Origin of the sequence: Mangrovibacterium marinum, assembly GCF_003046625.1 — a bacterium.
In the GTDB taxonomy this organism is placed as follows: Bacteria; Bacteroidota; Bacteroidia; order Bacteroidales; family Prolixibacteraceae; genus Mangrovibacterium; species Mangrovibacterium marinum.
Map to the genome: position 1 here is coordinate 108,655 of NZ_QAAD01000004.1, position 26,773 is coordinate 135,427.

The window sequence follows — 26,773 nt, forward strand, 5'->3', positions numbered from 1 at the left end:
TAATTTTCTAATAATTAGAAGATTATCGTTTTGGTGGAGTGCTGCTCAATTTTCAGATTTACAGAAAGGAAGAGCGAAAAATGACGTTTCATTAGCGTAACGAACTGGAATCGAAGCTAAAAAATCGTTCGCAGAGCGAAAAACTAAATCGAATGAAACGACTGACAGTACTTTTTTTAAGCCTGAACCTCCTTTTTGCCTGTTCTTCACCGAAGATAAGTATCCGGATCTCGGAGTGCTCGGTGGAGGGGTTTTCAAACCAATTGGCATTAATCGAAACTCAACATCCCCGTTTTAGCTGGAAGATGCAATCTGATCTTGACGGAAATAGTCAGTCAGCTTATGAAATTGTTGTTGGGCTGGACTTAAAAGAAGTCGAGATAAATCCTGTTTGGGATTCGGGTAAAGTAGAATCAAAACAATCGCAATTAATAGCCTTTGCCGGTCAGCCGTTAAAAGCCGGAACCAAATATTTCTGGAAGGTGAAAGTTTGGGATGAAAAGGGGAATGAATCTGGTTGGAGTGAAGTTGAATCCTTTCAGTTTGGCTTGCCGGATGAAGCCGATTGGAGCGGTGCACAATGGATCGGTTACGAAGATCTCCCTGCCGGTAAAAGACTGGTCGAAGGAATTAGCGGCTATGGCGATGCGTCGAAAGACAAGGTGGAGGAACGCGCTGTCGTTCCCATGTTTCGTAAGCCATTTGAAGTGACTGGTGATCTGGCTTCAGCGACACTTTTTATCAGTGGTCTGGGGCAATATGAAGCATCGCTTAACGGACAAAAAGTCGGGGACGCTTTTCTGGCTCCGGGATGGACGCATTACGATAAAACGGCTTTGTACAATAGTTACGATGTAACGGACTTGCTCGAAAAAGGAGATAATGCGCTGGGCGCAATCGTTGGAAATACCTTTCATTACAACAACCGCGAGCGCTACCGGAAACTGATTATTGCCTATGGTTTTCCAAAATTGATCTGCAAGTTGCAACTTAAATATAAGGATGGTCGCACCGAAACAATTGTCTCCGATCCGAGCTGGAAAACGTCTCCATCGCCAATAACTTACAGTGGTATTTATGGAGGAGAAGATTATGATTCGAACCTGGAACAACCGGGATGGAATAAAGCCGGTTTTGACGATCAGGCCTGGCAGACAGCCAAATTGGTGCAGGTTCCGATGGGCCAGTTAAAAGCAGACCCGAATCATCCGGTGAAAGTTATGTCAGCTTTCGAGCCGATTGCGATCAAGCAAATAAATGACTCAGTTTGGGTTTACGATTTAGGACAAAATACTTCGGGAATTATCGATGTAACGCTAAAAGGAGAAAAAGGCCAAACCGTGAAGTTTTCTCCGGGCGAATGTTTAAAAGATGATGGCACCGTTAGTCAGCGAGGCAGTGGTTCACCCTATTATTTTAAATATACGTTGAAAGGCGAGGGCCCGGAAAACTGGAAGCCTCGGTTTTCCTATGTTGGTTTTCGGTACGTACAGGTTGAAGGTGCACGGCCTGATTCTGTTGATTCACAATTTCCGACTGTGGAGAGGATGCAATCCTTGCACACTCGCAATTCTGCACCTCAAGTAGGAAATTTTGATTGTTCCAATGAGCTTTTCAATCAAATTTTTGATCTGATCAACTGGGGCATCAAAAGCAATCTACAGTCGGTAATGACGGATTGTCCGACCCGTGAAAAGTTGGGCTGGATTGAGCAAACCCAGTTGATGGGAACCAGTGTACATTTCAATTTCGACATTTATAAGCTTTACCAAAAGCTGATTGCGGACATGGAAGACGCCCAGACCGAAAAAGGTTTGGTGCCGAGTATTGTGCCCGAATACATCAATTTTGAATATTACGATGCAGCTTTCCGCGATTCGCCGGAATGGGGTAGTGCCTCTATTATCCTTCCCTGGCTGATTTACAAATGGTATGGCGATGCAGAAGTGATGACGCAGGCCTGGCCAATGATGCAGCGTTACATGAACTATTTGGAAAGTAAGGCGACGAATAACATTCTTTCGCACGGTTTGGGCGACTGGTACGATGTTGGCCCGAATGAGCCGGGATTCGCGCAGTTGACGCCGGTTCCGCTGGTGGCAACCGCAACCTATTTCTACGATGCCCAATTGATGGCTAAAGTTGCCGCCAAATTGGATAAAAAGGAAGAGTCAGCCCATTTCGAGGAATTGGCTCAAAAGATTAAAACGGCGTTCAATAACGAATTTTATAAAGCCGATTTGGGCACTTATGAAACCGGAAGTCAGACGGCTTTGGCAATGCCTTTGAGCCTTGGTTTGGTTGACGACGCCAATGAGCCTCAAGTTTTGGACAATTTGATCAAACAAATTGAGTCGGATGGCAAAGCGGTTACGGCAGGCGATGTTGGATTTCACTACCTGGTGGATGCGCTGACCCGCTTCGGAAAATCGGAATTGCTTTATGAAATGAATAACCGCGACGATGTTCCCGGCTATGGTTACCAGCTGAAAATGGGAGCTACCTCACTGGCCGAGTCGTGGCAGGCTCTGCCCACAAAATCACTGAATCACCTCATGCTGGGGCACCTTATGGAGTGGTTTTACCAGGGGCTGGGCGGTATCCGGCAAGCTGACAATTCGGTCGCTTACAAATCAATCGTCATTCAGCCGGAGATCGTTAACGATCTGACTTTTGCAAATGTATCCTTCAACTCTCCTTACGGAGCAATTGTCAGTAATTGGAAGAAGAATGAAGACTCATTTACACTGCATGTGGAAGTTCCGGTGAATACGACTGCGAAAGTAATCTTTCCGCTGGAGGGCGATGTGCAGGCTTGGGGTTTGCAATTGCCGGAAAAGGATATTGAACTGATTCAGACGCTGGAGAAAGTAAACGGCAAGTCTGTTTTCGAAATTCAATCCGGCAGCTACGAATTTGAACTAAAAACGAAACAATAAACCGGTCAACGACCGCAATGGAATAAACATGAAAAGAACAATTTTTGCATTAGCAATGGCAGCGCTTGCTGTAGTTGCGTGCTCTCCCCTAAAGAAGGAATTACCGGAGTCGGTGTCTCTGCAGAAGATGGACGAAATTTATAACGAGGTGAAAACGCCTTATAAATATGGGCTTGTTATGGTGCCCGACAGCAATTCGTACAAAATGGATTGCCCTACTATTTTCCGCCACGACGATCAGTGGGTAATGACCTACATCATATTCGACGGACGAGGTTACGAAACGCACCTGGCGTTGAGCGACGACCTGATCCACTGGAAAGAGCAAGGAGCGATTATGCAGTTTTCAGATACAACCGACTGGGATGTAAATCAGAAGGCCGGTTATCCGTCGCTGATTCATTACGACTGGGGCGGCGATTATGGCATAGACAGCTACGACGGGAAATATTGGATGAGCTACTTTGGTGGTAACTCAACCGGATACGAAAAAGGTTTGCTGTCGGTTGGCATGGCTTATACCACAGAAGATCCGGCGACTTTGCACCAGTGGGATCGATTGGAGAAACCGGTGATGACATCGAAAGATGAAGACGCCCGTTGGTACGACAATAGCACAATCTACAAGAATTTTATCATCAAAGATGAAGAGCGTCTTACAGGGCATCCGTTCGTGATGTATTATAATGCACGTGGTGACAGTATCAATCCGGATCGTGGTGCCGAGCGGATCAGTATGGCTGTTTCCGACGACATGGTCAATTGGAAGCGCTTTGGCGACGAACCGGTTTTGAATCACCACAAAGGTATTACCGGCGATGCTGTCATTCAGAAAATCGGCGATGTGTATGTGATGTTCTTTTTCCGTGCCTACTGGCCCGATGGGCAAACGGTTGTTTACAACAGCTTTGCTGCTTCGTACGATTTGGTGCATTGGACCGAATGGAATGGCCAGCACCTGATCGAGCCTTCAGAAAACTACGACGATTTATTTGCTCACAAAGCCTACGTCATCAAAGTTGACGGCGTGGTTTATCACTACTACAATGCTGTGGATAAACTGGGCAATCGCGGAATCGCCTTAGCCACTTCAAAAGACTTAGGCAAAAGCCCGATGACTTTTAATTCAACGGAAGAATCAACGGTGAAGTAGACCTGAAGGCAAAAGGCTGAAGTCAAAAGTCAAAAGAAACAGCTTTGCGGTCATTGTGACCTTCTTCGAGCGCTTTGCTGTTAAAAAACGAAACATGATGAAACAAAACCTGAGACAGATATTTTTTCTATCGTTGATGATAATAACCGTACTTACCGGTTGTCAGCAGCGTCAAATTGCAGATCGGCAAAACTTCGACAAAGACTGGAAATTTATGCTGGGCGACGACTCGCTCGCGTTTCAGGCGGGTTATGACGATGGAAGCTGGCGAAAACTGAATGTCCCCCACGACTGGAGCATCGAAGGTGAGTTTAGCGCAGATGCGCCATCAACCACCGAAGGCGGGGCGCTGCCAACCGGAATTGGCTGGTACCGAAAGAGTTTTCGTTTGGAAAAACCGACGAGCGATAAACACTTCTACATTGATTTTGATGGTGTTTTTTGCAACAGCGAAGTCTGGATTAACGGCCATTTTTTAGGCAAGCGTCCTTATGGCTACATTTCATTTCGCTACGATTTGACGCCCTATTTAGCCTACGGTGAAAGCGAAAATATCCTGGCTGTTCGGGTTGATAATTCGGCTCAGCCCGCTTCGCGTTGGTACACAGGTTCCGGAATTTACCGCCATGTGTGGCTGGTTGAAAAGAACCCGGTTCATCTGGTGCATTGGGGAACTTTTGTAACCACTCCCGAAGTTTCTGAAAAGCTGGCGAAGGTGAAGCTGGATATTCAACTTGAAAATACAGATACCCTGCAACAGGACGTGCTTGTGAAATCGTCGGTTTTGGATAGCCAGGGAACAGTTCTTGCCAAAGCCGAATCGACATTGACGGCGACGAATGGAATTTCATCTTTGACCCAAAATTTTGAGTTGAATAATCCGGCACTGTGGTCGCCCGAAAATCCCAATTTATACCTGGTAAAAACGGAAGTTTTCAAAGAGGGAAAGCTCGTGGATGAGTACAGCACGCCACTTGGTTTGCGTTGGTTCGAATTCACGCCGGACAAAGGCTTTTCCCTGAACGGCAAACCTTACAAGTTACATGGCGTCAATCAGCACCACGACCTCGGAGCATTGGGCGCTGCTGTAAATACGCGTGCCATGGAGCGCCAATTGGAAATTCTAAAGGAAATGGGGGTAAACGGCATTCGCATGGCTCACAATCCTCCGGCTCCCGAACTGCTGCATTTGTGCGACAAGATGGGCTTCCTGGTGATCAACGAAGCATTTGATGAATGGAAGAAAACAAAAGCCAAGAAAGGCTATCACCTGTATTGGGATGAATGGCACATACGCGATTTGGAGGACATGATTTTGAGGGACCGTAATCATCCTTCAATTTTTGTTTGGAGCATTGGAAACGAAATTCCCGAGCAGTTCGATACAACCGGAATTCGAATTACCCGTGAGTTGGCTGATATCGTCAAATCGTTGGACACGACTCGACCAATAACAGCGGCTTTAACGGAAACTGATCCTGAAAAAAATAATCTCTACAAATCCGGAGTACTGGATTTGCTGAGTTTCAACTATAAACACGAGGAGTATTTGAAATTTCCGGATCGTTACCCGGGCGAGTGCATGCTGGCGTCTGAAAATATGTCGGCTTTGTCAACCCGCGGGCACTACGATTTTCCATCGGACAGCGTGCGCATTTGGCCGCCGGCCTACAATGCTCCGTTTGATGGAAATCCGGATCTGACGGCTTCATCCTTCGACAACTGTATCGCCTATTGGGGGGCAACCCACGAAGATACCTGGGCGGTGGTGAAAAACAACGACTTCATCCCCGGCATGTTCATTTGGTCGGGCTTCGACTACATCGGCGAGCCTTTGCCGTACCCGTACCCCGCTCGCAGCAGCTATTTGGGAATCATCGACCTGTGCGGTTTCCCCAAAGATGTGTATTACATGTATCAAAGTGAATGGACTGATAAAACGGTGTTACACCTGTTCCCGCACTGGAATTGGACCGAAGGACAAACGGTCGACTTGTGGGCTTATTACAACAATGCGGACGAGGTGGAACTGTTTGTGAATGGTGTTTCGCAAGGCCGGAAGTCGAAAGAAAAAGATCAGTTTCATGTGATGTGGCGGGTGCCGTTTCATGCCGGAAGTATTCGGGCTGTGAGTTACAAAAACGGAGAACAAGTGGCTGAACAGGAAATCCACACGGCAGGTCAGGCCGCAAAAATCGAGTTGATAGCAGATCGCAACAACATAAAGGCTGATGGAAGTGATCTTTCTTTCATCACGGTGAAAGTGACGGACAAGGACGGAAACAGGGTGCCCGATGCAGCCAACCTGATCAATTTCAATGTTGACGGAGAAGGTTTTGTTGCCGGGGTGGACAATGGTTACCAGGCCAGCACCGAGCCATTCAAAGCCAACTATCGGGAAGTATTTAACGGTATGTGCCTGTTGATCGTGCAAAGCACCGAAAAAGCCGGATCGATAAAAGTCACTGCCAGCAGTGAAGGGCTGAAAGCAGAGACGCTGGAATTAACGAGCAAATGACTTGCAAAGTCTTCTTTGCGGTCTTCGCGAAAAACTTTGCGCTCTTTGCGGTAAATAACTGATAACCGGGACTAAAAAACTGATTCAATGATTATGACGAATAAAATGCTTAAAACAGGTGCATTAGCTATAGGGCTGTTGGCTTCGGCGGGAGCTTTCGCGCAGGGAGAAACCGGCGTTTTGGCCGGCATTCCGCCGCAGAAGACAACGGAGATGGCTGAGCCCTGGGAAAACCCGGAAGTGAGCGGCATCAACCGCGATGCCTCACGCGTGACAGCTTATTCGTTTGCAACAACTGAAGAAGCACTGAAAGGCGATCGTGAAACCAGTGGCCGTTACGAGAGTTTGAATAGTGACTGGGATTTCTATTTTGCCATGAAACCTGCAGATGCTCCAAAAGACTTTTACAAATCGAAAGTGAGTGGTTGGGATAAAATTGAAGTGCCCTCGAATTGGGAAATGAAGGGCTACGACAAGCCGATTTATAAAAGTGCAGTGTACCCGTTTCGCCCGATTAATCCGCCTTACGTGCCGCAGGATTACAACCCGGTTGGTTCGTATCAGCGGTCATTTACGATTCCTGCCAATTGGAAGGATATGAATATTACCTTGCATTTTGGCGGGGTGAGCTCGGGATTCAAAGTTTGGGTGAATGGTAAATTTTTGGGGTATGGCGAAGACAGCTGCCTGCCTTCCGAATTCAATGTGACTCCTTATTTAAAGGATGGTGAAAATATTGTTTCTGTTCAGGTGATTCGTTGGAGCGACGGGGCTTACCTGGAAGATCAGGACCATTGGCGCATGAGCGGCATTCACCGCGAAGTGTACCTGATGGCAGAGCCCAGGCTTCGCATTGCCGATTTCTTCTATCAAACCAAATTGGACGATGATTATCGGGACGCGACCTTCAGCCTTCGCCCGCGTATTGAAAACCTGACAGGCGACAGCGTAAAAGGCTACGAACTGGAGGCGATGTTGTACGACGCTTCCGGAAAGCCAGCATTGAAAGAGCCCCTGTGTAAAAGTGCTTTGGATATTTTAAACGAAGCCTGGCCACGACTTGACAATGTGAAATTTGGGCTGCTGGAAACCAAATTGGAGAATCCTCTAAAATGGAGCGACGAAGAACCGAATTTATACACGCTGGTTTTGACGATGAAGGATAAAACGGGCGCTGTAACGGAAGCCAAAAGCTGCAAAGTCGGATTCCGAAAAATTGAGTTTGATCCGGTTACTTCAAAGCTGTTGATCAATGGTAAGGAGACCTACATTTACGGCGTTAATCGTCACGATCACGATCCGGTGAAAGGTAAGGCGCTTTCCCGCGAAGATATTTTAAAAGATGTGCGGCAAATCAAACAGTTCAACTTCAATTGCATCCGCACTTCGCACTATCCCAACGATCCCTATTTCTACGATTTGTGCGATGAATACGGAATTTTGGTCATCGATGAAGCGAACTTTGAGACGCATGGTTTGGGTGGAAAGCTGGCCAATCAGCCAAAGTGGTTGAATGCCCATTTGCAGCGGGTGGTTCGCATGGTTGAACGCGATAAAAATCATCCCTCGGTGGTTATTTGGAGTTTGGGGAATGAAGCTGGTCGTGGTCCGGCAACCGCAATTATGGCGGCTTATTGCCATGATTACGACATTACCCGACCGGTCCACTACGAGCCTGCTATGGGCGACCAGAAGGTGAAGGGCTATATTCCACCTGGCTCTCCGAATTACCCGAAGGATCATTCGCACCGGATTCAGACTCCGCTCGATGAATCGTATATCGATATTGTTAGTCGTATGTATCCTGCCCTTTACACTGGGCCGCTGTTGGTCAACCAGGATAACGGAGATAACCGGCCAATCTTCTGGTGTGAGTATTCGCACTCGATGGGGAATTCTACCGGAAACATCAAAGAATGGTGGGATCAAATCCGTTCAACGCCTCGCATGATTGGTGGTTGTATTTGGGATTATAAAGATCAGGGGTTGCTGAAAAAGGATGAAAACGGAACCGAATTTTACGGTTATGGTGGCGATTTCGGCGATACCTTGCTAAACGACAATAATTTCTGCATAAATGGAATTGTGGCTTCGGATGGACGCCCAAAGGCTGCCATGTTCGAGTGCAAATGGGTGTTTCAACCGGTCAGTTGTGAGCTGTTGGATGCTGATGGATTCAACGTGAAAATCACCAACCGTCATGCTGTTCAAAACCTTTCCGTTTATGTGCCGACCCTGAAATTTCAGGAAGATGGGAAGGTGATCAAAACGGTTCAGTTGGACCCGATTGCCTTGGCAGCCGGAAAGGATACAATAATCAGTTTTAAAGATGAACGGCCAAAAATAAAGGCTGGAGCTGAGTATTTGGCGACTCTTTCCTTCAGTTTAAAAGATAAAACAAGCTGGGCTGATACCGGATTTGAAGTGGCTTTTGATCAATTTGCCTTGACAGGGCTGAGTTCGGAAACTTCTTTCGGAAAATCGCAACCCGGGATTGAAATGCAGGAAACACCAGAGGCTTTTGCGCTGACTGGAAAAAACTTCAACCTGAAATTCGACAAAACAAACGGAGCGCTGAGTTCCTATAAATGGAAAGGCGAGGAACAGCTGTTTGCGCCGCTGTTGCCGCATTTTACCCGTCCGCTCACCGACAATGACGAGCGAGGGTGGAAACCGCAGAAGAAATTGAAAGTTTGGTACAATGCCGTGCCCAAATTGCAATCGGTTGAAACAGATACAAAAGCAGATGGAACGATCGAAGTTCGAAGCAATTATGAGATTGTTCCGGATAGCGCTTCTTGTTCCGTTGTCTACACCTTGCGAGGCGATGGTGCATTGAAAGTTGACTATGAACTAAAAGCTTCACCGGAGCTGCCCCATATTCCGAAAGTGGGTATGCAATGCGGTATTGCTGATGCCTATCGTCAGATCAGCTGGTACGGAAAAGGCCCGCTGGAAAACTATTGCGATCGCAGCTTTGGCTTTGAGGTTTCAACTTATTCGCTCCCAATTGATCAATTTATCGAGCCTTATGTCATGCCTCAGGAAACCGGTAACCGCACGGATGTTCGTTGGATGTATTTGTCGAACGAGCAAAAATCGGAAGGTTTGCTGGTCGTGGCCGACAGCCTTTTGAGCATGAGTGCCTGGCCGTGGACCGAAGCGAATATCAACGCCGCGAAACATACCAATGAACTAAAAGAAACGGGCTACCTGACGCTGACTATTGATTTGAAGCAAATGGGAGTTGGTGGTAACGATAGCTGGTCGGATGTTGCTGCGCCGGAACCACAATACCAGATCCCTTCGAGTACTTACCACTATCGTTTTTACCTGGTGCCTTTTGCTGCCGGGAAGAACGAGATCAACAAGCAAATCTTTCAATACAAGTTTTAGTTCAAAGCCAAACTGACGAATGAAACGAATCAAACCGATACAAATCCTTTTAGCCATTGCCCTGGTGGTACTTGCAATTTCTTGCGAGCAAGAAAAAGCTCCAAAGGCAAAAGTTGAAACGCCAACGGCTGATGATGCTACTGTTTGGACTTTCTGGCACTGGGTGCATGGAGCTGTGAGCAAAGAGGGCATTACCGCCGATCTTGAAACAATGAAAAAGCAGGGGATTGGTGGTGCGTACATTTTTGCGATTCGCGATACGGCAGGTCTGTACGAAAATCAATTGGTAACCTACAGTCCCGAGTGGTTCGACGTTGTGAAATACACGGTGAAGGAAGCCAAACGTCTGGGGATATCTTTGGGTTTCAATACTTGCGATGGATTCACAACTGCCGGGGGGCCCTGGATTACGCCGGAACTATCGATGCAAAAGGTAGTTTGGGCCGATACGATTGTCGAAGGTGGGGCGCAACTCCATTTTTCGCTGCCACAGCCAGAGGATTATAAAGGCTATTACGAAGACATTGCCACTTATGCCTATCCGGTTGCCGACTACGAGCAAGATTCGTGGGTGATCCAGCCGAAAGTTAGCTCAAATATGCAGGAAGGCGATTTGCAGTATTTGGCTGAAAAGAATAACGATAAAACTTTCACATCTAAAAATGAAGGTTGGATTGAATACGCGTTCAATGAACCTTTTACTTGCCGGACGATTCAGATTTCAACTGGATGGGCAAATTACCAGTCGAACCGTTTGATTGTGGAGGTAAGTAATGATGGTGAAAAATTTTGGGAACACACACGTCTGGTTCCTCCACGCAGTGGCTGGCAGGATTTGTACCAGCCCAATACCCAGGCAATCCCTCCGGTAACGGCGAAGTATTTCCGTTTCGTTTTTGAGAGGGGAGGCTCGGAACCTGGTGCGGAAGACATTGATGATGCCAAGTGGAGTCCCAAATTACAGTTGAAGGGCTTGCGACTGTTGTCGTCGGCTCGCATCAATCAGTTTGAAGGGAAAAATGCGTCGATCTGGCGTATTGCCGACGAAACAAAAATGGATGCAGAGGATGGACAATTTGTTCCGCTGAATACGCTGATTAATGTGACTGAATATGTGTCTGCGGATGGTGTTTTAAACTGGCAGGCTCCCGAAGGAAAATGGAAGATCATCCGCATGGGACATACATCAACCGGAGCCGAAAATTACATTGGCGGTGGTGCCCGTGGTTTGGAATGCGACAAGTTCAGCGAAGATGCCGTCAAACTTCAATTTGATAAGTGGTTTGGCGAAATTTATAATCAGGTAGGTGAGGATGCTCACGGCACACTTACCCGAATGCTTTGTGATAGTTGGGAGTGCGGTAGTCAGAACTGGACCGCCAAATTTCCCGAGGAATTTGAAAAACGCAGAGGGTACAGTTTAATGGCTTATTTGCCGGTTATGGCTGGTATTCCGTTGGAAAACACGGATGTTTCTGAAAGCGTGTTGCGCGATGTTCGGGAAACAGTAGCCGAATTATTTGCTGATAAATTTTCGGGTACAATAGCCGCTGAAGCCCATCAGCTGGGGGTGAAGTTTGTCGAGGAAAGCAACGCGCCAACAGGAGTTGTCGATGGCATGTTGCACCAGAAATATGTCGATTATCCGGCGGGGGAATTTTGGTTCCAAAGCCCGTCGCACGATAAACCCAATGATGTGCTGGATGCAATTTCAGCAGCACACATTTATGGCAAACCGGTTATTCAGTCCGAAAGTTTTACCGAGATCCGTTTGGATTGGAATGAAACGCCGGCGATGCTTAAACCGTACGCCGACAGAAACCTGGCATTGGGGATCAACAAAATTGTCAACCATGTTTTTGTCCACAGCCCGTGGCTGGACAGGAAGCCGGGCATGACATTGGACAAGGTCGGAACCTTCCTGCAACGCGGGCAAACATGGTGGGAGATGAGCCATGGATTTTGGACTTACCTGGAGAATAGTCAGCGGCTGTTGCAAAAAGGGAAACCGGTTGTGGACATTGCTGTGTTTACCGGTGAGGAGATTCCCAGACGTGCGCTACTGCCGGATCGTTTGGTCAACACCCTGCCTGGCTTGTTTGGCAAGCAACGTGTTGCCTCTGAAAAAGAACGTTTGAAAAACGAAGGCTTCCCGAAATACGAAATGCCCCGGACGGTCAGCACACAGGCTAATATGGCCCGTCCGGAGAATTGGATCGATCCGTTGCGCGGCTATGCCTACGATTCGTTCAACAAAGATGCATTGCTGAATCTGGCGACTGTTGAAAACGGGAAAGTTGTGTTTGCTTCAGGAATGAAGTATTCGATTTTGGTGATTCCGGGAAATCGCAAGATGGCTCCTCAGGGAGGTGAACGCATGAGTATTGAAGTTGCCAGGAAACTGCTCGAACTGTTAAATGACGGCGCGACGATTTTGATGCAACAAAAGCCAACAAAAACAATCAGCCTGAATGAAGATCGGGATCGCTTGAATGACATTCTCGACGAAATGTTTTCCGGCACTGAAAAAAGCACTGAGCTTAACGGTGAAAAGCTGAAATATATTCAGAAAGGAAAAGGACGATTAATCTTTGGTTCGTTTGAAAATTCAAACCTCGAACCCCTCGGCGTTCATCCTGATTTTACGTCGGATGCGACGGGTAAATTAGCCTGGAATCATCGGAACTCAGATGAGGGAGATATCTACTTTATTGCCAATCAAACCGCTGATAGCTTAACCGCAACCATGTCCTTTCGGGCGAATAGCAAGGCTCCGGTTCTTTATAATCCAGCTACAGGGACATACGCCGCATGTATTTACAAAACGGACGAAAATGGTCGGGTGATGATAAAATACCCTTTTCATTCGTACGAATCCGTTTTTGTACTCTTTGGAGATAAAGCTGAAGCAGCCGGTGAAAAACTGCAATTGGCGCATTTGTCGTCGGTTGACACAATTAACACGGTATGGGAAGTAAGTTTCGCCCCGGATTTTGGAGGTCCGGAGAGACCTCAAACATTTGAAACTTTGAGCGATTGGTCGAAAAATGCCGATGACGCGATTAAATATTACTCGGGTGAAGCGGTGTATAAAACCACCTTCAATTGGGATGGTGATACCACCGGCCTGTGGTTAGACTTCGGGAAAGTTTGCGATGTAGCTGAAGTTAGCTTGAATGATAGCGAACCGGTTGTGCTGTGGACTGCTCCCTACCGTTTGGCGACAAAGGGGCTAGAAAAGGGTGAAAATAGATTGACTATTAAAGTTTCCAATACCTGGAACAACCGCTTAATTGGTGACCATCGTTTGCCGGAAGATCAGCGCATCACCTGGACGACCGCTCCCTACCGATTGGAGGGGCAACCGTTGCTTCCGGCAGGTTTGCTGGGACCTGTAACTTTGCAATGGCAAAAGTGAAATGAGTAAAAGTTAGCTGCTATTTAGGGTTTGACTTTAAGTCAAGCCCTAAATGGAGAGCCCCTCAATAGATAGAATATTGTACTGAAGAATTAACAAACGAAAGATAAACGAGATGAAGTTTTTGATGAAACGAAATGTATTGATGATCTTGCTTTTGGCAGTCGTATTTCAGCTACGTGCCGAAGTGAAAATGCCCGCTTTGTTTGCCAATAATGCCATTCTACAGCAGAAAAGTGAAGTTGGCATGTGGGGCTGGGCCGACGCAAAAGCAACAGTGGAAGTGACTCCTTCCTGGAATAACAAAACCTACACGGTCAAGGCCGATAAAGATGGAAAGTGGAAGTTGCAGCTTGAAACACCGGAAGCTGGTGGCCCTTTCGAAATAAAGATAAGTGATGGCACCGAGTTGGTGCTGGAAAATATTTTGATTGGCGAAGTTTGGTTGTGCACCGGCCAGTCGAATATGGAAATGCCAATGAAAGGTTTTCCGGGGCAGCCTGTTGTCGGCTCAAACATGGATATTTTAAAATCAACCAATGATCAGATCCGTTTAATTACTGTTCCTCGCAGTTCGCAAACTGTGGCGCAGGATAATTTTGATGCCAAGTGGAAAGAAGCCGATCCGGCAGCCGTTCGCAATTTTAGTGCAACGGGCTACTATTTTGGACGCCTATTGCAGGAAATGCTGGGCGTTCCGGTTGGTCTGATCGAGGTGAGCTACGGCGGTTCCTGTATTCAGGCCTGGATGAGCCCGAAGACTTCGGTTTCATTCGAAGATAAGCAAGTACCCGCTCCGGGTGACAGCATTCCTGTCGTTAACCGTACTCCGACTGTCTTGTTCAACGGAATGTTGAATCCGGTGATTGGTTACGGAATTGCCGGTTGTATCTGGTACCAGGGCGAAACCAACTACATTGAGCCCGATCGTTACGAAGAACTTTTCCCGACCATGGTGGCCGAGTGGCGTTCGCTGTGGGGAATCGGCGATTTCCCGTTCTATTATTGTCAGATTGCGCCTTTCGATTACTCGGTTTTCACGCCGAAAGAATACCACGAAAAATACAATTCGGCTTACCTGCGTGATGCACAGCGTAAAGCGGAGGCAAAGATCCCGAACAGTGGTATGGCTGTGTTGATGGATATTGGCGAGAAAACCAGTATTCACCCGATGCACAAACAGGAAGGTGGCGAACGGCTGGCTTTGTGGGCCTTGGCAAAGACCTACGGATTCAGAGATTTCGCCTATAAGAGCCCTTCCTACAACGCCTTCGAGGTAAAAGGAAGTCAACTCATCGTCTCTTTCAACGACGCCTCCAATGGTTTGACGACTTATGGAAAAGAGCTGACCGGTTTCGAGATTGCCGGCGAGGACAAAGTTTTCTACCCGGCAGAAGTCTTTTTGAGAAGCAAATCAGTTGTATTGTCTTCACCAAGGGTTGAAAAGCCTGTAGCTGTGCGCTATGCTTTCGACGACTTTACAGTAGGAACCCTTTACGGAACAAACGGCTTGCCGGTGTCATCTTTTAGAAGTGATGATTGGTAATTTGAATATTTGAGGATTACAGTTTTAGAAGAAAGAATGTGAGCTGAGCGTGTAATTTGATTGCCGCTCGCTCACGCTCTTTGAAATGAAGAAAAATGAAGAAACACATTCAGATAACGATTGCGATACTTTTGCTGTTTGTTGTGAAGCTTTCGGCACAACCTGCCGGGCTGAACGACTACAATTTGGTTTGGACCAGACAGAGTGCAAATTCATCCGAATCGATGCCTTGCGGTGGTGGCGATGTTGGCCTGAATGTGTGGGTTGAAAATGGCGACCTGCTCTTCTATGTTTCGCAAAGCGGCACCTTCGACGAAAATAACTGCATGTTGAAGTTGGGACGTGTTCGGGTGAAGCTGTCGCCGAATCCGTTCGACGGTGAAAATTTCAAGCAGGAATTACATCTCAAAGAAGGTTTTGTGACCATTCAGGGTGACCACAATGGGGTAAAAGCAACCGCCAAACTGTGGGTGGATGTTTTTCGTCCGGTAATTCATGTTGAAGTGGATGCCAATCAACCTGTTTCAACAGAAGCAACTTACGAGAGTTGGAGAACCGAAGATCGTCCGTTGCGGAAACTGGAAAGCTTTGCCAATTCGTACAAATGGGCTGCGCCGGAAGGCTTGACGACCAAGGCCGATCAGGTTGAGTTTTCGGAAGGTGGCGTTTTGTTTTGCCACCGAAACTCCGGTGAAACGGTGTTCGACGTGACTGTTCGTCAACAGCAGCTGGATGCCGTTAAAGATCAACTTGACAACCCGCTCGAAAACCTCACTTTCGGTGGTTTGATGCAGGGGACAAATATGGTTCCGGCCGGAGAGACATCCGGAAAATATGTCGATACTGAGTTTAAGGGATTCAAACTGCAAAGTAAGACACCTTCAAAGAAACAAGAACTGAAAATCTACCTGCATACTGCTCAAACTGCAAGTCGGGAAGTCTGGAAGGATGAACTTTCAACTCTGCGTTCGCAAAGCCAGAAGCAGGGCACCAAAGCTTATCAGCAAACACAAAAGTGGTGGGCTGATTTCTGGAATCGAAGTTTTGTTTTCATTCAACCCAATAACAAAAACGAACAGTCGGTAAGTTGGCAGGTAGGACGGAATTACCAGTTGTTTCGTTATATGTTGGCCTGCAACGCGTACGGTAAGTATCCGACCAAATTCAACGGCGGCCTGTTCACGGTCGATCCGGTTTTTACGGATTCAACGCGGGCGTTCACTGCTGATTTCAGGAACTGGGGCGGCGGAACATTTACCGCTCAAAACCAGCGATTGGTGTATTTCCCGATGTTGAAAAACGGCGACTTCGACATGTTGTCGTGTCAATTCGATTTCTATTTGAATACGTTGAAAAATGCGACGCTTCGATCTCAAAACTATTGGGGACACGACGGTGCTTGTTTTACCGAGCAGTTGGAAAACTTTGGTTTGCCCAATCCGAGCGAATACGGTTGGAAGCGGCCGGCCGATTACGATCCGGGCCGACAATACAATGCCTGGCTGGAATACCAGTGGGATACTGTGCTGGAGTTTTGCCACATGATCCTGCAGGATCAGCAGTACTCGGGAGCTGATATCTCAAAATATCTGCCGTTGATTGAGAGCTCGCTCAGGTTTTTCGATGAGCATTACCGCTATCTGGCGCGCGAGCGTGGATCGAAAGAGTTGAACGCTGACGGCCAGCTGGTTTTGTATCCGGGATCGGCTTGCGAAACCTACAAAATGGCCTATAACAGCACGTCGACAATTGCGGCTTTAAAAACCGTTACTGAAGAATTACTGGCCTTGCCCGAGGAATATTCTTCAGCAATAGACTACAATTTTTTCGCGGAAATGGTGAAATGCATTCCGCCGATTAGTTTTCGCGAAATTGAGGGGCACAAAACCATTGCTCCGGCCAAGTTGTGGGAGCGGGTAAACAATGTAGAAGTTCCGCAGCTGTACCCGGTTTATCCTTGGGGAATGTATGGGGTTGGCCTGCCCGATTTGGAAGTTGCGCTGAACACCTGGAAATATGATCCGGATGCTTTGAAATTTCGCAGTCACAAAGGCTGGAAACAGGATGCGATTTTTGCTGCCCGGTTGGGATTGACCAATGAGGCAGATTCGTTGGTCACCCTGAAATTGAAAGATTCCGGTCGGCGCTTCCCTGCATTCTGGGGGCCGGGCTTCGACTGGACACCTGATCACAATTGGGGTGGTTCGGGGATGATTGCTTTGCAGGAAATGCTGGTTCAAACCGTTGGCGATCAAATTTATTTGTTGCCAGCCTGGCCTCGCGATCGCGATGTTCATTTTAAACTGCATTTGCCGAAGCAAACCACCGTTGAACTCAACTACGAAAATGGGCGGGTGGAACAGTTGACGGTAATTCCGGAATCGCGAAAAGCGGATATTCAAAATCTGGGCGATTTGATGCAATAACAAGCGATGAACCTTTTCAAAATAAACCTAAAACGATAAACGAATAATTAACGGGATATGATCAACTTACTGAAAAACCGACTAACAATTGCCAGCTCATTGCTGTGTGTCGCGTTCACTTTTCTCTTCGTGGACGGAAATGCGATGGGCGGCAATCAGAATAAATTAGCTGCCGTGAACCTGAGAACAGAATACAAGCACAACCCGATTGGATTGGGCATGGCAGATCCTCGATTGAGTTGGGAAATGCAGGATTCGGAGCGCGGAAGCATGCAGCAAGCGTACCAAATTCGATGTGCAGCAACGGCAGCCGAATTGAAGAACAAAGCCAATTTATTGTGGAGTACCGATTGGGTTGAGAGCGAGCAGTCCAATCAGCTGGCCTATGCCGGGCAGCAACTGGCATCCGGCGAACGGGTTTACTGGCAGGTGCGCATTCGCAACAATCGCGGGAAGGAATCTGCCTGGAGCGAACCGGTATTTTTCGAGCTGGGCTTGTTAAGTCATGCCGACTGGAAAGCCCAATGGATTGAGCCGAAGCTGGATGAAGATGTGGCAAAATCGACACCATCTCCTTATTTGAGAAGAACGTTTCAGGCCCCGAAGCCGATCAGCAAAGCAACCGCTTACGTGACTTGCCATGGTTTGTACGAGTTGAGTATGAACGGCTCGAAAGTGAGTGACGATTTGTTTACCCCCGGTTGGACCAGTTATCAGGAGCGTTTGCAATACCTGGCTTACGATGTAACCAATTTATTGGCGAAAGGCGAAAATGCGATTGGCGTCGTTTTGGGCGACGGTTGGTATCGCGGTTTTCTGGTTTGGCAGGGAAACAAAAATACGTATGGTGAGAAAGTGGCTTTGCTTTTTCAACTTCAGATTGAATACACTGACGGCACTTCAGAGTTGATTTGTAGCGATGAAAACTGGAAAGCCGGCAATGGCCCCATCCTGAAATCGGATATCTACAACGGCGAGACTTACGACGCGCGTCTGGAACAAGCCGGCTGGAATACAGCTGATTTTGATGACCGTAAATGGAATGGCGTAGAGACGAAAGATTACGGTTACGACAACCTGGTGGCTTCGGATGGCGTTCCCGTTCAGGTAACGCAGCGCATTCAACCGATTGAGAAGATTATCACTCCGAAAGGGGAACTGGTATTCGATTTCGGGCAAAACCTGGTGGGTTGGGTACACTTTAAACTTAAAGGAAATAAAGGCGACAAAGTTGTCCTGAATCACGCCGAAGTGTTGGATCAGGAAGGCAATTTCTATACCGCAAACCTGCGTGTAGCAAAAGCGGAGGACGAATATATTTTCAAGGGTGACGGTATTGAAAGCTTTGCGCCGCGTTTCACTTTTCACGGTTTTCGCTATGTGAAGATCAGCGATTACCCGGGCGAGGTGACGGTAGACGATCTGGAAGCTTGCGTAGTGCATTCGGCCATGACGGAGACCGGCGATTTTGTATGCTCGGATACGCTGGTGAATCGCCTGCAAAAAAATATTCAATGGGGTTTGCGCGGAAATTTCCTCGACGTGCCAACCGATTGTCCGCAACGCGATGAACGTTTGGGCTGGACCGGCGACGCACAGGTTTTTGCGCCAACGGCCTGTTTTAACGTCGATGCAGCTCCATTTTACACCAAGTGGATGCAGGATTTTCCGGTCGATCAAAAAGAGAATGGCAGCGTGCCTTGGGTCGTGCCCAATGTAGTAAAAGACGGTGGCGGTACCGGTTGGTCAGATGGTTTTGGAGCAACAGCCTGGGCCGATGCTTCGGTGATTATTCCTTGGACAGTTTACCGTGCTTATGGCGATACCGGAATTTTGGAACGGCAGTACGCTTCGATGAAAGGCTGGGAAGAATACATGATTCGCGAATCGGGCGACAACTATGTGTTCAGTGCAGGCTTCCACTTTGGCGACTGGCTGGCTTTTGCCGAGTATTATTCGTATTACTACAATGCACCCGACTATGGTTATGCGGGAGCAAATACCGATAAAGAGCTGATTGCAACGGCATACTTTTACCACACAACCGGATTGATGCAAAAGATTGCTGAAATCCTGGGCAAAAAGGAAGATGCTGCTCGTTATGCGGCTATTCTGCCCAAAATAAAAGAAGCTTTTAACCGGGAGTTCGTTACTGAAACGGGACGATTGACTTCGGGCACGCAGACGGCCTATGTTTTGGCCTTGTGCTTTAAACTGCTTCCGGAAAACTTAGTTCCGGTTGTAGCCAAACGCCTGGCCGACGATGTCAATCATTTCGGCCACCTGACAACCGGCTTTGTTGGAACACCATTGTTGTGCCAGGCTTTGAGTGATTACGGCTACCCGGATGTTGCCTACAAGTTGCTTTTCAATAAACGTTATCCGTCGTGGTTGTACCCGGTTACAAAAGGGGCGACTACCATCTGGGAACGCTGGGATTGCATCAAGCCCGACGGCTCATTTCAGGATGTGGGGATGAACTCCTTCAACCACTATGCATACGGAGCTGTAGGCAACTGGCTGTATCAAATGGTAGCTGGCTTGCAGGAAGATCCTACGGTGGCGGGCTATAAAAAGATCGTCGTTAAACCAGTGCCAACGGAACAGCTTCAATTTGCCAAGGCGAATTATCACTCCATTTATGGTGAAATTCGTTCGGGATGGGAGCGAAAAGAAGATGCTTTTGTGCAAACGGTGGAAATTCCGGCGAATACTTCAGCTAAAATCTACTTGCTGGCGAATGACGAAACTTCGGTTTCGGAAAGCGGAAAGTCAATTGCAAACCGAAAGGATATTGAGAGTGTCGGACGCGAAGGGGATTATCTGGTTGTTGAAGTTGGTTCCGGCACCTATTCATTTCAAATTCAAAACTCAAACTAAGTCATGTTAAAATATTCAATCACGTCAATTTTATGGGTACTGGCTGTTTCCTTTGTACAGGCACAGGACAAGAGCCTGGTAGATACCTCGAAGAGCAAGTTCGCGAAACTGGAATCGGTGAATCTGACCGATGTGCGCTGGACAACCGGTTTTTGGGCCGATCGGTACCGGGTTTGCGAAGACAGTATGATGCCGCACATGCTCGATATGTACCTGAACGATTCGATCAGTCATGGTTTTGCCAACTTCGAGATTGCCGCCGGACTGAAAGATGGCGAGCATATCGGCCCACCGTTTCACGATGGCGACTTTTATAAAATGCTGGAAGCGGCTATTGTAATCGCAGCCGAGAACAATGACAAGGCTCTGAACCAAAAGATCGATTCAATCATTACCGTGATTGGTATGACGCAGCGTGCCGATGGCTATATCCACACGCCGGTGATTATCAAAGAAAGAGAGCATCCGGAGCAGAAAGCGGAGTTTGCCGAGCGCATGGATTTCGAGACCTACAACATGGGGCATCTGATGACAGCGGCTTGTGTGCATTATCGCCTGACCGGAAAACGGAACTTGCTGGACATTGCCATAAAAGCAACCGATTTTCTTTACGACTATTATAAAAATCACGCATACGAGCTGGCACAAAATGCGATATGTCCGTCGCATTATATGGGTGTGACCGAGATGTACCGCACCTTGGGTGACCCGCGTTACCTGGAGCTGGCAAAAGGATTGATTGATATTCGCGACCAGGTGAAAGAAGGACACGATCACAACCAGGATCGCATTCCTTTTCGCGAGCAAACCAAGGCGCAGGGGCACGCCGTTCGTGCCAATTACCTCTACGCCGGAGCCGCCGATGTGTATGCCGAAACCGGGGACGAGACCTTGATGACAGCACTGGATTCTATCTGGCACGACCTGGTTGAAAATAAAATGTACATCACCGGTGCCTGTGGGGCCTTGTACGATGGGGTTTCGCCAAGCGGAACCACTTACGATCAACCGTCGATTCAGCAGGTTCACCAGGCTTACGGCGAGGATTACGAGTTGCCCAACCTGACTGCGCATAACGAGTCGTGTGCAAACATTGGTAACCTGCTTTGGAACTGGCGGATGTTGCAGGTTACGGCCGATGCCAAATATGCCGATGTGATGGAGCAGGTCATGTATAACAGTCTGCTGGGGGCGGTGAGCCTCGATGGTATTCGTCATTTCTACGCTAACCCGCTGGCTGTGGCCGACGAGGTTTCGCATGATTTGCGCTGGTCGAAAGATCGTGAGCCGTATATCACTTACTGCAACTGCTGTCCGCCAAATACCGCCCGTACGGTTGCCGAAATCAGCAATTACATGTACAGTTTGTCGAAAGATGGCTTGTATGTGAATTTCTACGGTGCCAATGATTTGAATACCACTTTGGAAGACGGTGACGCTCTTCAACTCAGCCAGCAAACAGATTATCCCTGGGATGGAGCGGTTGTGCTGACGATTCAAAAAACATTGAAAAAGGAAATGACCCTGCATTTGCGTATTCCGGCCTGGTGTAAGGGTGCAGAATTGAAAGTGAATGGTGAGCCAATGTCAGCCGACGTTCAACCGGGAATTTATGTCGCAGTTTCGCGCAAATGGAAAAAGGGCGATCAAATTAGCCTGGATATGCCGATGCTGGTTCAGCTGATGACAACCAACCCGATGGTGGAAGCAAACCGGGGATTGGTAGCCGTGCAGCGCGGACCGGTGGTGTATTGCATGGAAACAGCTGATTTACCGAAAGGTGTTGATGTGTTTAATGTTGCTGTTGATGCCGCGAAGGAGCTAAAACCGGAATCGATTGAAATTGATGGTGCAAAACTGGTTGCGTTGAAAGGCGAAGGTGTTTTACTTCGCGATAGCAGCTGGAAAAACAAGTTGTATCAACCTGTAAATTTAGATGAAAAAGAAACACGGATTCCGCTCCGTTTTGTGCCTTACTACGCTTGGGATAACCGGGGGAAAGGGGAGATGAGCGTTTGGATTCCGCTAAAGAAATAGTTAGTTTTTGTTTATTTGATTGTGATTGATTGTTTGTAGAGCCTTGGCTGAAACTTGTTTCGGTCAAAGCTTCTTTTGTCTGAAAGTATGACTACGCAGAGGCGCTAAATTTGCCATGTCGATAACTGGTTTTGATTAGAAGTGGACCGACAACCCGACAATTTTTGAAAACAACGACAACAGCATCGTCGAAAATAGTAAACTTTCATTCCTGTTGGTGATTCTCCGTAATCATGAAGGTTTTTAGTGGAGAAGTCTGAACACGAAGATGTGGATGCTATTCCCTCATCGCAATACCGGCTGTGAAATTTTCACGAGAATCAGAACATACCCCGGGAAGCTTCTGAAAATTTCACGGGGCGCACTGGATGTGCGGCGAGCCTTCTGAAAATTTCAGAAGCACCGCAGCACTCGAATTCATGCTTCTGAAATTTTCAGAAGGTCCAAAGTACTCGCCGGGAGGTCTGTGAAAATTTCACAGCCTTCAAAACAGTTGCTGTGGGGGCTGTGAAATTCTCGCAGGATGTGTCTTTACCGGTTGGGGTAACTATTTCCAGCAAGGGAAGCAAGCGATGTGTGTGGAATACGGTATATTGGTTTGAAAATTAAACTGAAGTTCGCGACGGCTTCGAAATCTAAAAGGCCCGAATCCGATGATCCGAGCCTCTGCAAATTTGTATGTAAAAGTTCTATTTGTCTGTTTCAATGGCGGCTAAAATAAATGGAGCAACACCTTTGGTGTCGTTGGTATTGATCTTTTCCGTTGTGTAGTATTCGTAACTTCCGTCGCGATAGGTAGGGCTTCCTCCCAAACCGCAACTTCCGCAAATATTCACCATGCTGGGTAGTCCGTCATCGCCGGTAACAATGAAGGTCTTCACCATATCGTCGAAAGCATCAGCAGCAATTTCTTTGTACTTTGGATCGAGGTAGCCTTTCTTCGCACCTTTGGCAAAAGCATAAATGTACATAGCCGTTCCCGAGCCTTCCAGGTAGTTTCCTTCACGATCGCCCTGATCCAGCACCTGGTACCAGGCGCCCGATTTCGGATCGCGAACTTTTAGCAGCGCATCGCAGGTTTCCTGTAGTATTTTGATGATTTCAGCCCGGTCTTTGTGATCCTCGGGCAGATAATCCAGCACATCAACAATGGCCATCACATACCAGCCCATGGCGCGACTCCAGAAGTGCGGCGACTGGCCGGTTTCCGGATTAGCCCACTTTTGCTCTTTACTTTCGTCCCAGGCGTGGTACAACAGTCCCGTTGCCGGATCCAAGGTTTTTTCATGCACCAGGATGATTTCGTGGGTAGCCACATCAAACCAGCGCGGATCGTTAAAGTCTTTGGCATATTCAGCCAGGAAAGGCATACCCATGTAAACACCATCCAACCAAATTTGCCAGGGGTAGATTTTTTTGTGCCAGTATCCGCCTGTTTTTGTTTTTGGGTGATTTTCCATTTGACGAACAAACTGGCCGAGCGCTTTTTTGTATTTTTCGTCTCCGGTCTTTTTCCACAAAATCAGGAGGTTTTTGGCCGGGTTCACATAGTCGATATTGAATTTTGTCGAATCGTAGCGGGCTACATTTCCATTTTCGTCGACCATTGCGTCGATATCTGTTTTCATGTAGGCCGAATATTTTGGATCGATGTTTCCCAGTTTGTCGATCGCCATTCCCAACAGAGCAACATCGTACGACCAACCGCGACGGGTACGGCCATTGTAATAACCGAGGCTGTCACTGCGGCTCATCACCGCGTCGGCCATTTTGATGCTCCACTTTGTGGGTAATTCGGTTGTTTCTGTTTTTTGCTTGCTCGAACCTGAAGAGCAGGCCGTAAAGACGATGAATAAAAAGAGATAAGCTAAGTACTTCATGTTTGTTTAGTTTTAAATTGAATAATATCTGCTTCGAATTTGTAGGTCACCGGGCATGTAGCCCCAGCGCTAGGGTGTTCGGATACTCAAATGGAATCACGTTCACAAAACCTCGGAAAAATACAACTATCTCCATGAAATCGTTTACATTTGTCGGGAATTTTATAAATTAGTAGAATCTAAAGGATACTTGAACCTCAAATTAAAGTGATATCATGGCAAGCATGAATGAAGTCGCCAAGCGCGCAGGTGTTTCTATCGCTACTGTTTCCCGGGTACTGAACAACAGCGAAAGTGTGAATGAAGAAACCCGGATGAAAATTCTGAAAGCCATAAAAGAGCTGAAATACCAGCCTAGTAGGGTTGCCAAGCGCTTGCGCTCAAAAAGTGGTGCCGGCAATTTGCTGGGCGTGCTTATTCCCGATATCCAAAACCCGTTTTATGTTGATGTGTTGCGGGGTATCGAAGATGTCGCCTACCAAAATAATTATGTCATCATCATGTGCAATTTTAGTCAGGACGAGAAAAAAGAGGCGATGTATCTGGAGATTCTCGAATCGGAAGCGATTGATGGCTTGATTGCTGCACCGGCTCATGAAGAGGATCAGCGGGTGAAAAAAATCGTTCGCAACGGCTTGCCGGTAGTCTGTGTCGACCGTGGGTTGAAAGGGATGGACGTTGATGTGGTTTGGGTGAATAACCAGGAAAGTGCCTACCAGGCTGTTAGTTTCATGATTGAAAAAGGCTACAAACGGATTGCCCACATTGGCGGTTTGCCAACCATCCCGTCAAGTAGGCTACGTTTGGAAGGCTATCGCAATGCCATGCAGGATCACGGTTTGGACTTGGATGAAAACCTGATCATTCAAGGCGACTCAAGTTACGCCAGTGGTATGCAGGTTACCGAAAAGCTGTTGAGTATGACGAACCCGCCGGATGCGCTGTTTACCGGTAACAACCTGATTACTTTGGGGGCACTGGAAGTGATTAATGGTAGAAAGCTTCAGATACCAAAAGATATTGCCGTGCTTGGTTTTGATGACATGAACTGGTCCAATGCACTGAACCCGCCGTTGACTGCCGTGCGCCAACCAGCCTACGAAATAGGCAAGCGTGCCGGTGAGTTGCTGATTCAGCGGATTAAAGATCCGAAACGCCCCTGCATTCAAATGACGCTGAATTCGGAGCTGAAAATACGACATTCCTGCTAGTGTGAATATCGTTTACATGGAATAATGCCTTTAAATAAGCGGCATTATTTTTTTGTTTTAATTTGGATGATGTAAACGTTTACATTATCTTCGACCTGTCTTTGAAGATGATCTTGGTGCTTTACCTCAAAACATCCTTTCGGTGGATCGAGTAATCACGTCTTCGAAGATTTTAGAATCAAATAAGAAAGAAATTAATGGAGCTAATCAAATTAAATACGCCCTCGCAATTGGTTATCGGAGACGGGAGCTTGGCACAATTTTTTGAAGATTTTGCGAAAAAAGGATACCAACGCCTTTTTGTGTTGAGCATTCCCGTGGTGCGCCCACTTTTGCAGGCTTACTTCGATCAACTTAAACAAGCCGGTATTCTGGTCCAAGTGAATGAACAGATTGCAGCTGAGCCAAGTTTCGCAGAAGTTGAAGGAATCCTGGCCGAAGCGCGTGCATTTAAAACCGACGCTGTTGCCGGGATTGGTGGTGGGAGCGTATTGGATGCGGCAAAATTTATCGCTGCCCAATTGGGGAACACACAATCAACTTCCGAAATTATTGGTATTGGAAACCTGAAAGGCCGGTCAACTTATTTGGCTTGTTTGCCAACAACTGCCGGAACGGGTAGCGAGGTTTCCCCGAATGCCATTTTCCTCGATACAACCGACAATGAAAAGAAAGGTGTCATCAGCCCGTTTTTGATGCCCGATGCTGCTTATATCGATCCGTTGCTGACTGTTGGTGTTCCGCCGGCAGTAACTGCTTTCACCGGGATTGACGCTTTCACGCACTGCCTCGAAGCATTTATCAACCGTTTTGCCCATCCGGTTATCGATCGTTTTGCGCTGGATGGCATGCAACTGATTTTTAAGAATCTGAAAAAGGCTTACGATCAGGGCGATGATTTGGAGGCCCGGGCGGCTGTTGCTTTGGGAAGTGTTTATGGCGGAATGTGCCTTGGTCCGGTGAATACGGCTGCGGTGCATGCGTTGGCTTATCCGCTGGGAAGTAAGTACAAAATTGCACACGGTCTGTCGAATGCCGTGATGCTGCCTTACGTGCTCGAATACAATCTTCCTGCTGCAACCGAACGTTTTGCAATTATTGCTAAGACGATTGGAGTAGAAGCCTGCTCTTCGGATGAAGAATATGCCGCGAAAGGGATTGAGGCCATCAAAAACTGGATTGTCGATCTGAATATTCCCTTGAAGCTTTCTGCTTTGGAGATACCGGGAACCGCTTTGGAAGATATTGCTACTTCGGCCCTGAAAGTACAGCGCTTGCTGCGGAATAATGTTCGCGAAATTAGCTTTGATGACGCATTGGAGATTTACCGAAAAGCTTACTAATTACGAAAAACCGAAAAGAAACGACT

Annotated in this window: 12 protein-coding genes; 11 read left to right on the plus strand and 1 reads right to left on the minus strand. The window is 47.4% G+C overall.

What is annotated here, in order from left to right; genetic code table 11:
* The first annotated feature begins 152 nt into the window (after positions 1 to 152).
* From C8N47_RS05010 to C8N47_RS05050, 9 genes are all read left to right on the plus strand, one after another.
* Positions 153 to 2,939: an alpha-L-rhamnosidase gene (locus C8N47_RS05010; RefSeq protein WP_107821435.1), complete on the plus strand. Its 2,787-nt coding sequence runs from the start codon at positions 153 to 155 to the stop codon at positions 2,937 to 2,939.
* A 28-nt stretch (positions 2,940 to 2,967) separates the two neighbouring features.
* Positions 2,968 to 4,092 (plus strand): glycoside hydrolase family protein, encoded by a 1,125-nt coding sequence (locus tag C8N47_RS05015; protein WP_107821436.1) that lies wholly within the window; start codon positions 2,968 to 2,970, stop codon positions 4,090 to 4,092.
* Positions 4,093 to 4,186: 94 nt separating this feature from the next.
* A complete protein-coding gene (gene galB, locus C8N47_RS05020; RefSeq protein WP_245915673.1) occupies positions 4,187 to 6,610 on the plus strand; it encodes a beta-galactosidase GalB in 2,424 nt (807 codons plus the stop codon).
* Between the two features lie 87 nt (positions 6,611 to 6,697).
* Positions 6,698 to 10,006, plus strand: a complete 3,309-nt coding sequence (locus C8N47_RS05025; RefSeq protein ID WP_211316043.1) for a glycoside hydrolase family 2 TIM barrel-domain containing protein — start codon at positions 6,698 to 6,700, stop codon at positions 10,004 to 10,006.
* A 19-nt stretch (positions 10,007 to 10,025) separates the two neighbouring features.
* Positions 10,026 to 13,424, plus strand: coding sequence for a glycosyl hydrolase (locus C8N47_RS05030; RefSeq protein ID WP_107821437.1), 3,399 nt, complete (start codon positions 10,026 to 10,028; stop codon positions 13,422 to 13,424).
* A 127-nt stretch (positions 13,425 to 13,551) separates the two neighbouring features.
* Positions 13,552 to 14,970, plus strand: coding sequence for a sialate O-acetylesterase (locus C8N47_RS05035; RefSeq protein WP_107821560.1), 1,419 nt, complete (start codon positions 13,552 to 13,554; stop codon positions 14,968 to 14,970).
* A 95-nt stretch (positions 14,971 to 15,065) separates the two neighbouring features.
* Positions 15,066 to 17,396, plus strand: a complete 2,331-nt coding sequence (locus C8N47_RS05040) for a DUF5703 domain-containing protein (protein WP_107821438.1) — start codon at positions 15,066 to 15,068, stop codon at positions 17,394 to 17,396.
* Positions 17,397 to 17,453: 57 nt separating this feature from the next.
* A complete protein-coding gene (locus C8N47_RS05045) occupies positions 17,454 to 20,276 on the plus strand; it encodes an alpha-L-rhamnosidase (RefSeq protein ID WP_211316044.1) in 2,823 nt (940 codons plus the stop codon).
* Positions 20,277 to 20,279: 3 nt separating this feature from the next.
* Positions 20,280 to 22,313 (plus strand): aceric acid hydrolase, encoded by a 2,034-nt coding sequence (locus C8N47_RS05050; protein WP_107821440.1) that lies wholly within the window; start codon positions 20,280 to 20,282, stop codon positions 22,311 to 22,313.
* Positions 22,314 to 23,002: 689 nt separating this feature from the next.
* Here the strand turns inward: C8N47_RS05050 and C8N47_RS05055 are convergent.
* Positions 23,003 to 24,193, minus strand: a complete 1,191-nt coding sequence (locus C8N47_RS05055; RefSeq protein WP_107821441.1) for a glycoside hydrolase family 88/105 protein — start codon at positions 24,191 to 24,193, stop codon at positions 23,003 to 23,005.
* Between the two features lie 215 nt (positions 24,194 to 24,408).
* Here C8N47_RS05055 and C8N47_RS05060 point away from each other — a divergent pair, with 215 nt between their 5' ends.
* Together C8N47_RS05060 and C8N47_RS05065 are read left to right on the plus strand one after the other, a co-directional pair.
* A complete protein-coding gene (locus C8N47_RS05060) occupies positions 24,409 to 25,404 on the plus strand; it encodes a LacI family DNA-binding transcriptional regulator (protein WP_107821442.1) in 996 nt (331 codons plus the stop codon).
* Positions 25,405 to 25,601: 197 nt separating this feature from the next.
* The gene (locus tag C8N47_RS05065) at positions 25,602 to 26,747 is read left to right on the plus strand and encodes an iron-containing alcohol dehydrogenase (RefSeq protein WP_107821443.1); all 1,146 of its coding nucleotides are present in this window, start codon (positions 25,602 to 25,604) and stop codon (positions 26,745 to 26,747) included.
* Positions 26,748 to 26,773: the final 26 nt, after the last annotated feature.

Excerpts from the sequence above, each read along its gene's own strand:
- C8N47_RS05045 (WP_211316044.1), top strand. The coding sequence starts at position 17,454 with ATGATCAACTTACTGAAAAACCGACTAACAATTGCCAGCTCATTGCTG.
- C8N47_RS05030 (WP_107821437.1), top strand. The coding sequence starts at position 10,026 with ATGAAACGAATCAAACCGATACAAATCCTTTTAGCCATTGCCCTGGTG.
- C8N47_RS05060 (WP_107821442.1), top strand. The coding sequence starts at position 24,409 with ATGGCAAGCATGAATGAAGTCGCCAAGCGCGCAGGTGTTTCTATCGCT.
- C8N47_RS05050 (WP_107821440.1), top strand. The coding sequence starts at position 20,280 with ATGTTAAAATATTCAATCACGTCAATTTTATGGGTACTGGCTGTTTCC.
- C8N47_RS05040 (WP_107821438.1), top strand. The coding sequence starts at position 15,066 with ATGAAGAAACACATTCAGATAACGATTGCGATACTTTTGCTGTTTGTT.
- galB (WP_245915673.1), top strand. The coding sequence starts at position 4,187 with ATGATGAAACAAAACCTGAGACAGATATTTTTTCTATCGTTGATGATA.
- C8N47_RS05035 (WP_107821560.1), top strand. The coding sequence starts at position 13,552 with ATGAAACGAAATGTATTGATGATCTTGCTTTTGGCAGTCGTATTTCAG.
- C8N47_RS05010 (WP_107821435.1), top strand. The coding sequence starts at position 153 with ATGAAACGACTGACAGTACTTTTTTTAAGCCTGAACCTCCTTTTTGCC.
- C8N47_RS05065 (WP_107821443.1), top strand. The coding sequence starts at position 25,602 with ATGGAGCTAATCAAATTAAATACGCCCTCGCAATTGGTTATCGGAGAC.
- C8N47_RS05015 (WP_107821436.1), top strand. The coding sequence starts at position 2,968 with ATGAAAAGAACAATTTTTGCATTAGCAATGGCAGCGCTTGCTGTAGTT.
- C8N47_RS05025 (WP_211316043.1), top strand. The coding sequence starts at position 6,698 with ATGATTATGACGAATAAAATGCTTAAAACAGGTGCATTAGCTATAGGG.
- C8N47_RS05055 (WP_107821441.1), bottom strand. The coding sequence starts at position 24,193 with ATGAAGTACTTAGCTTATCTCTTTTTATTCATCGTCTTTACGGCCTGC.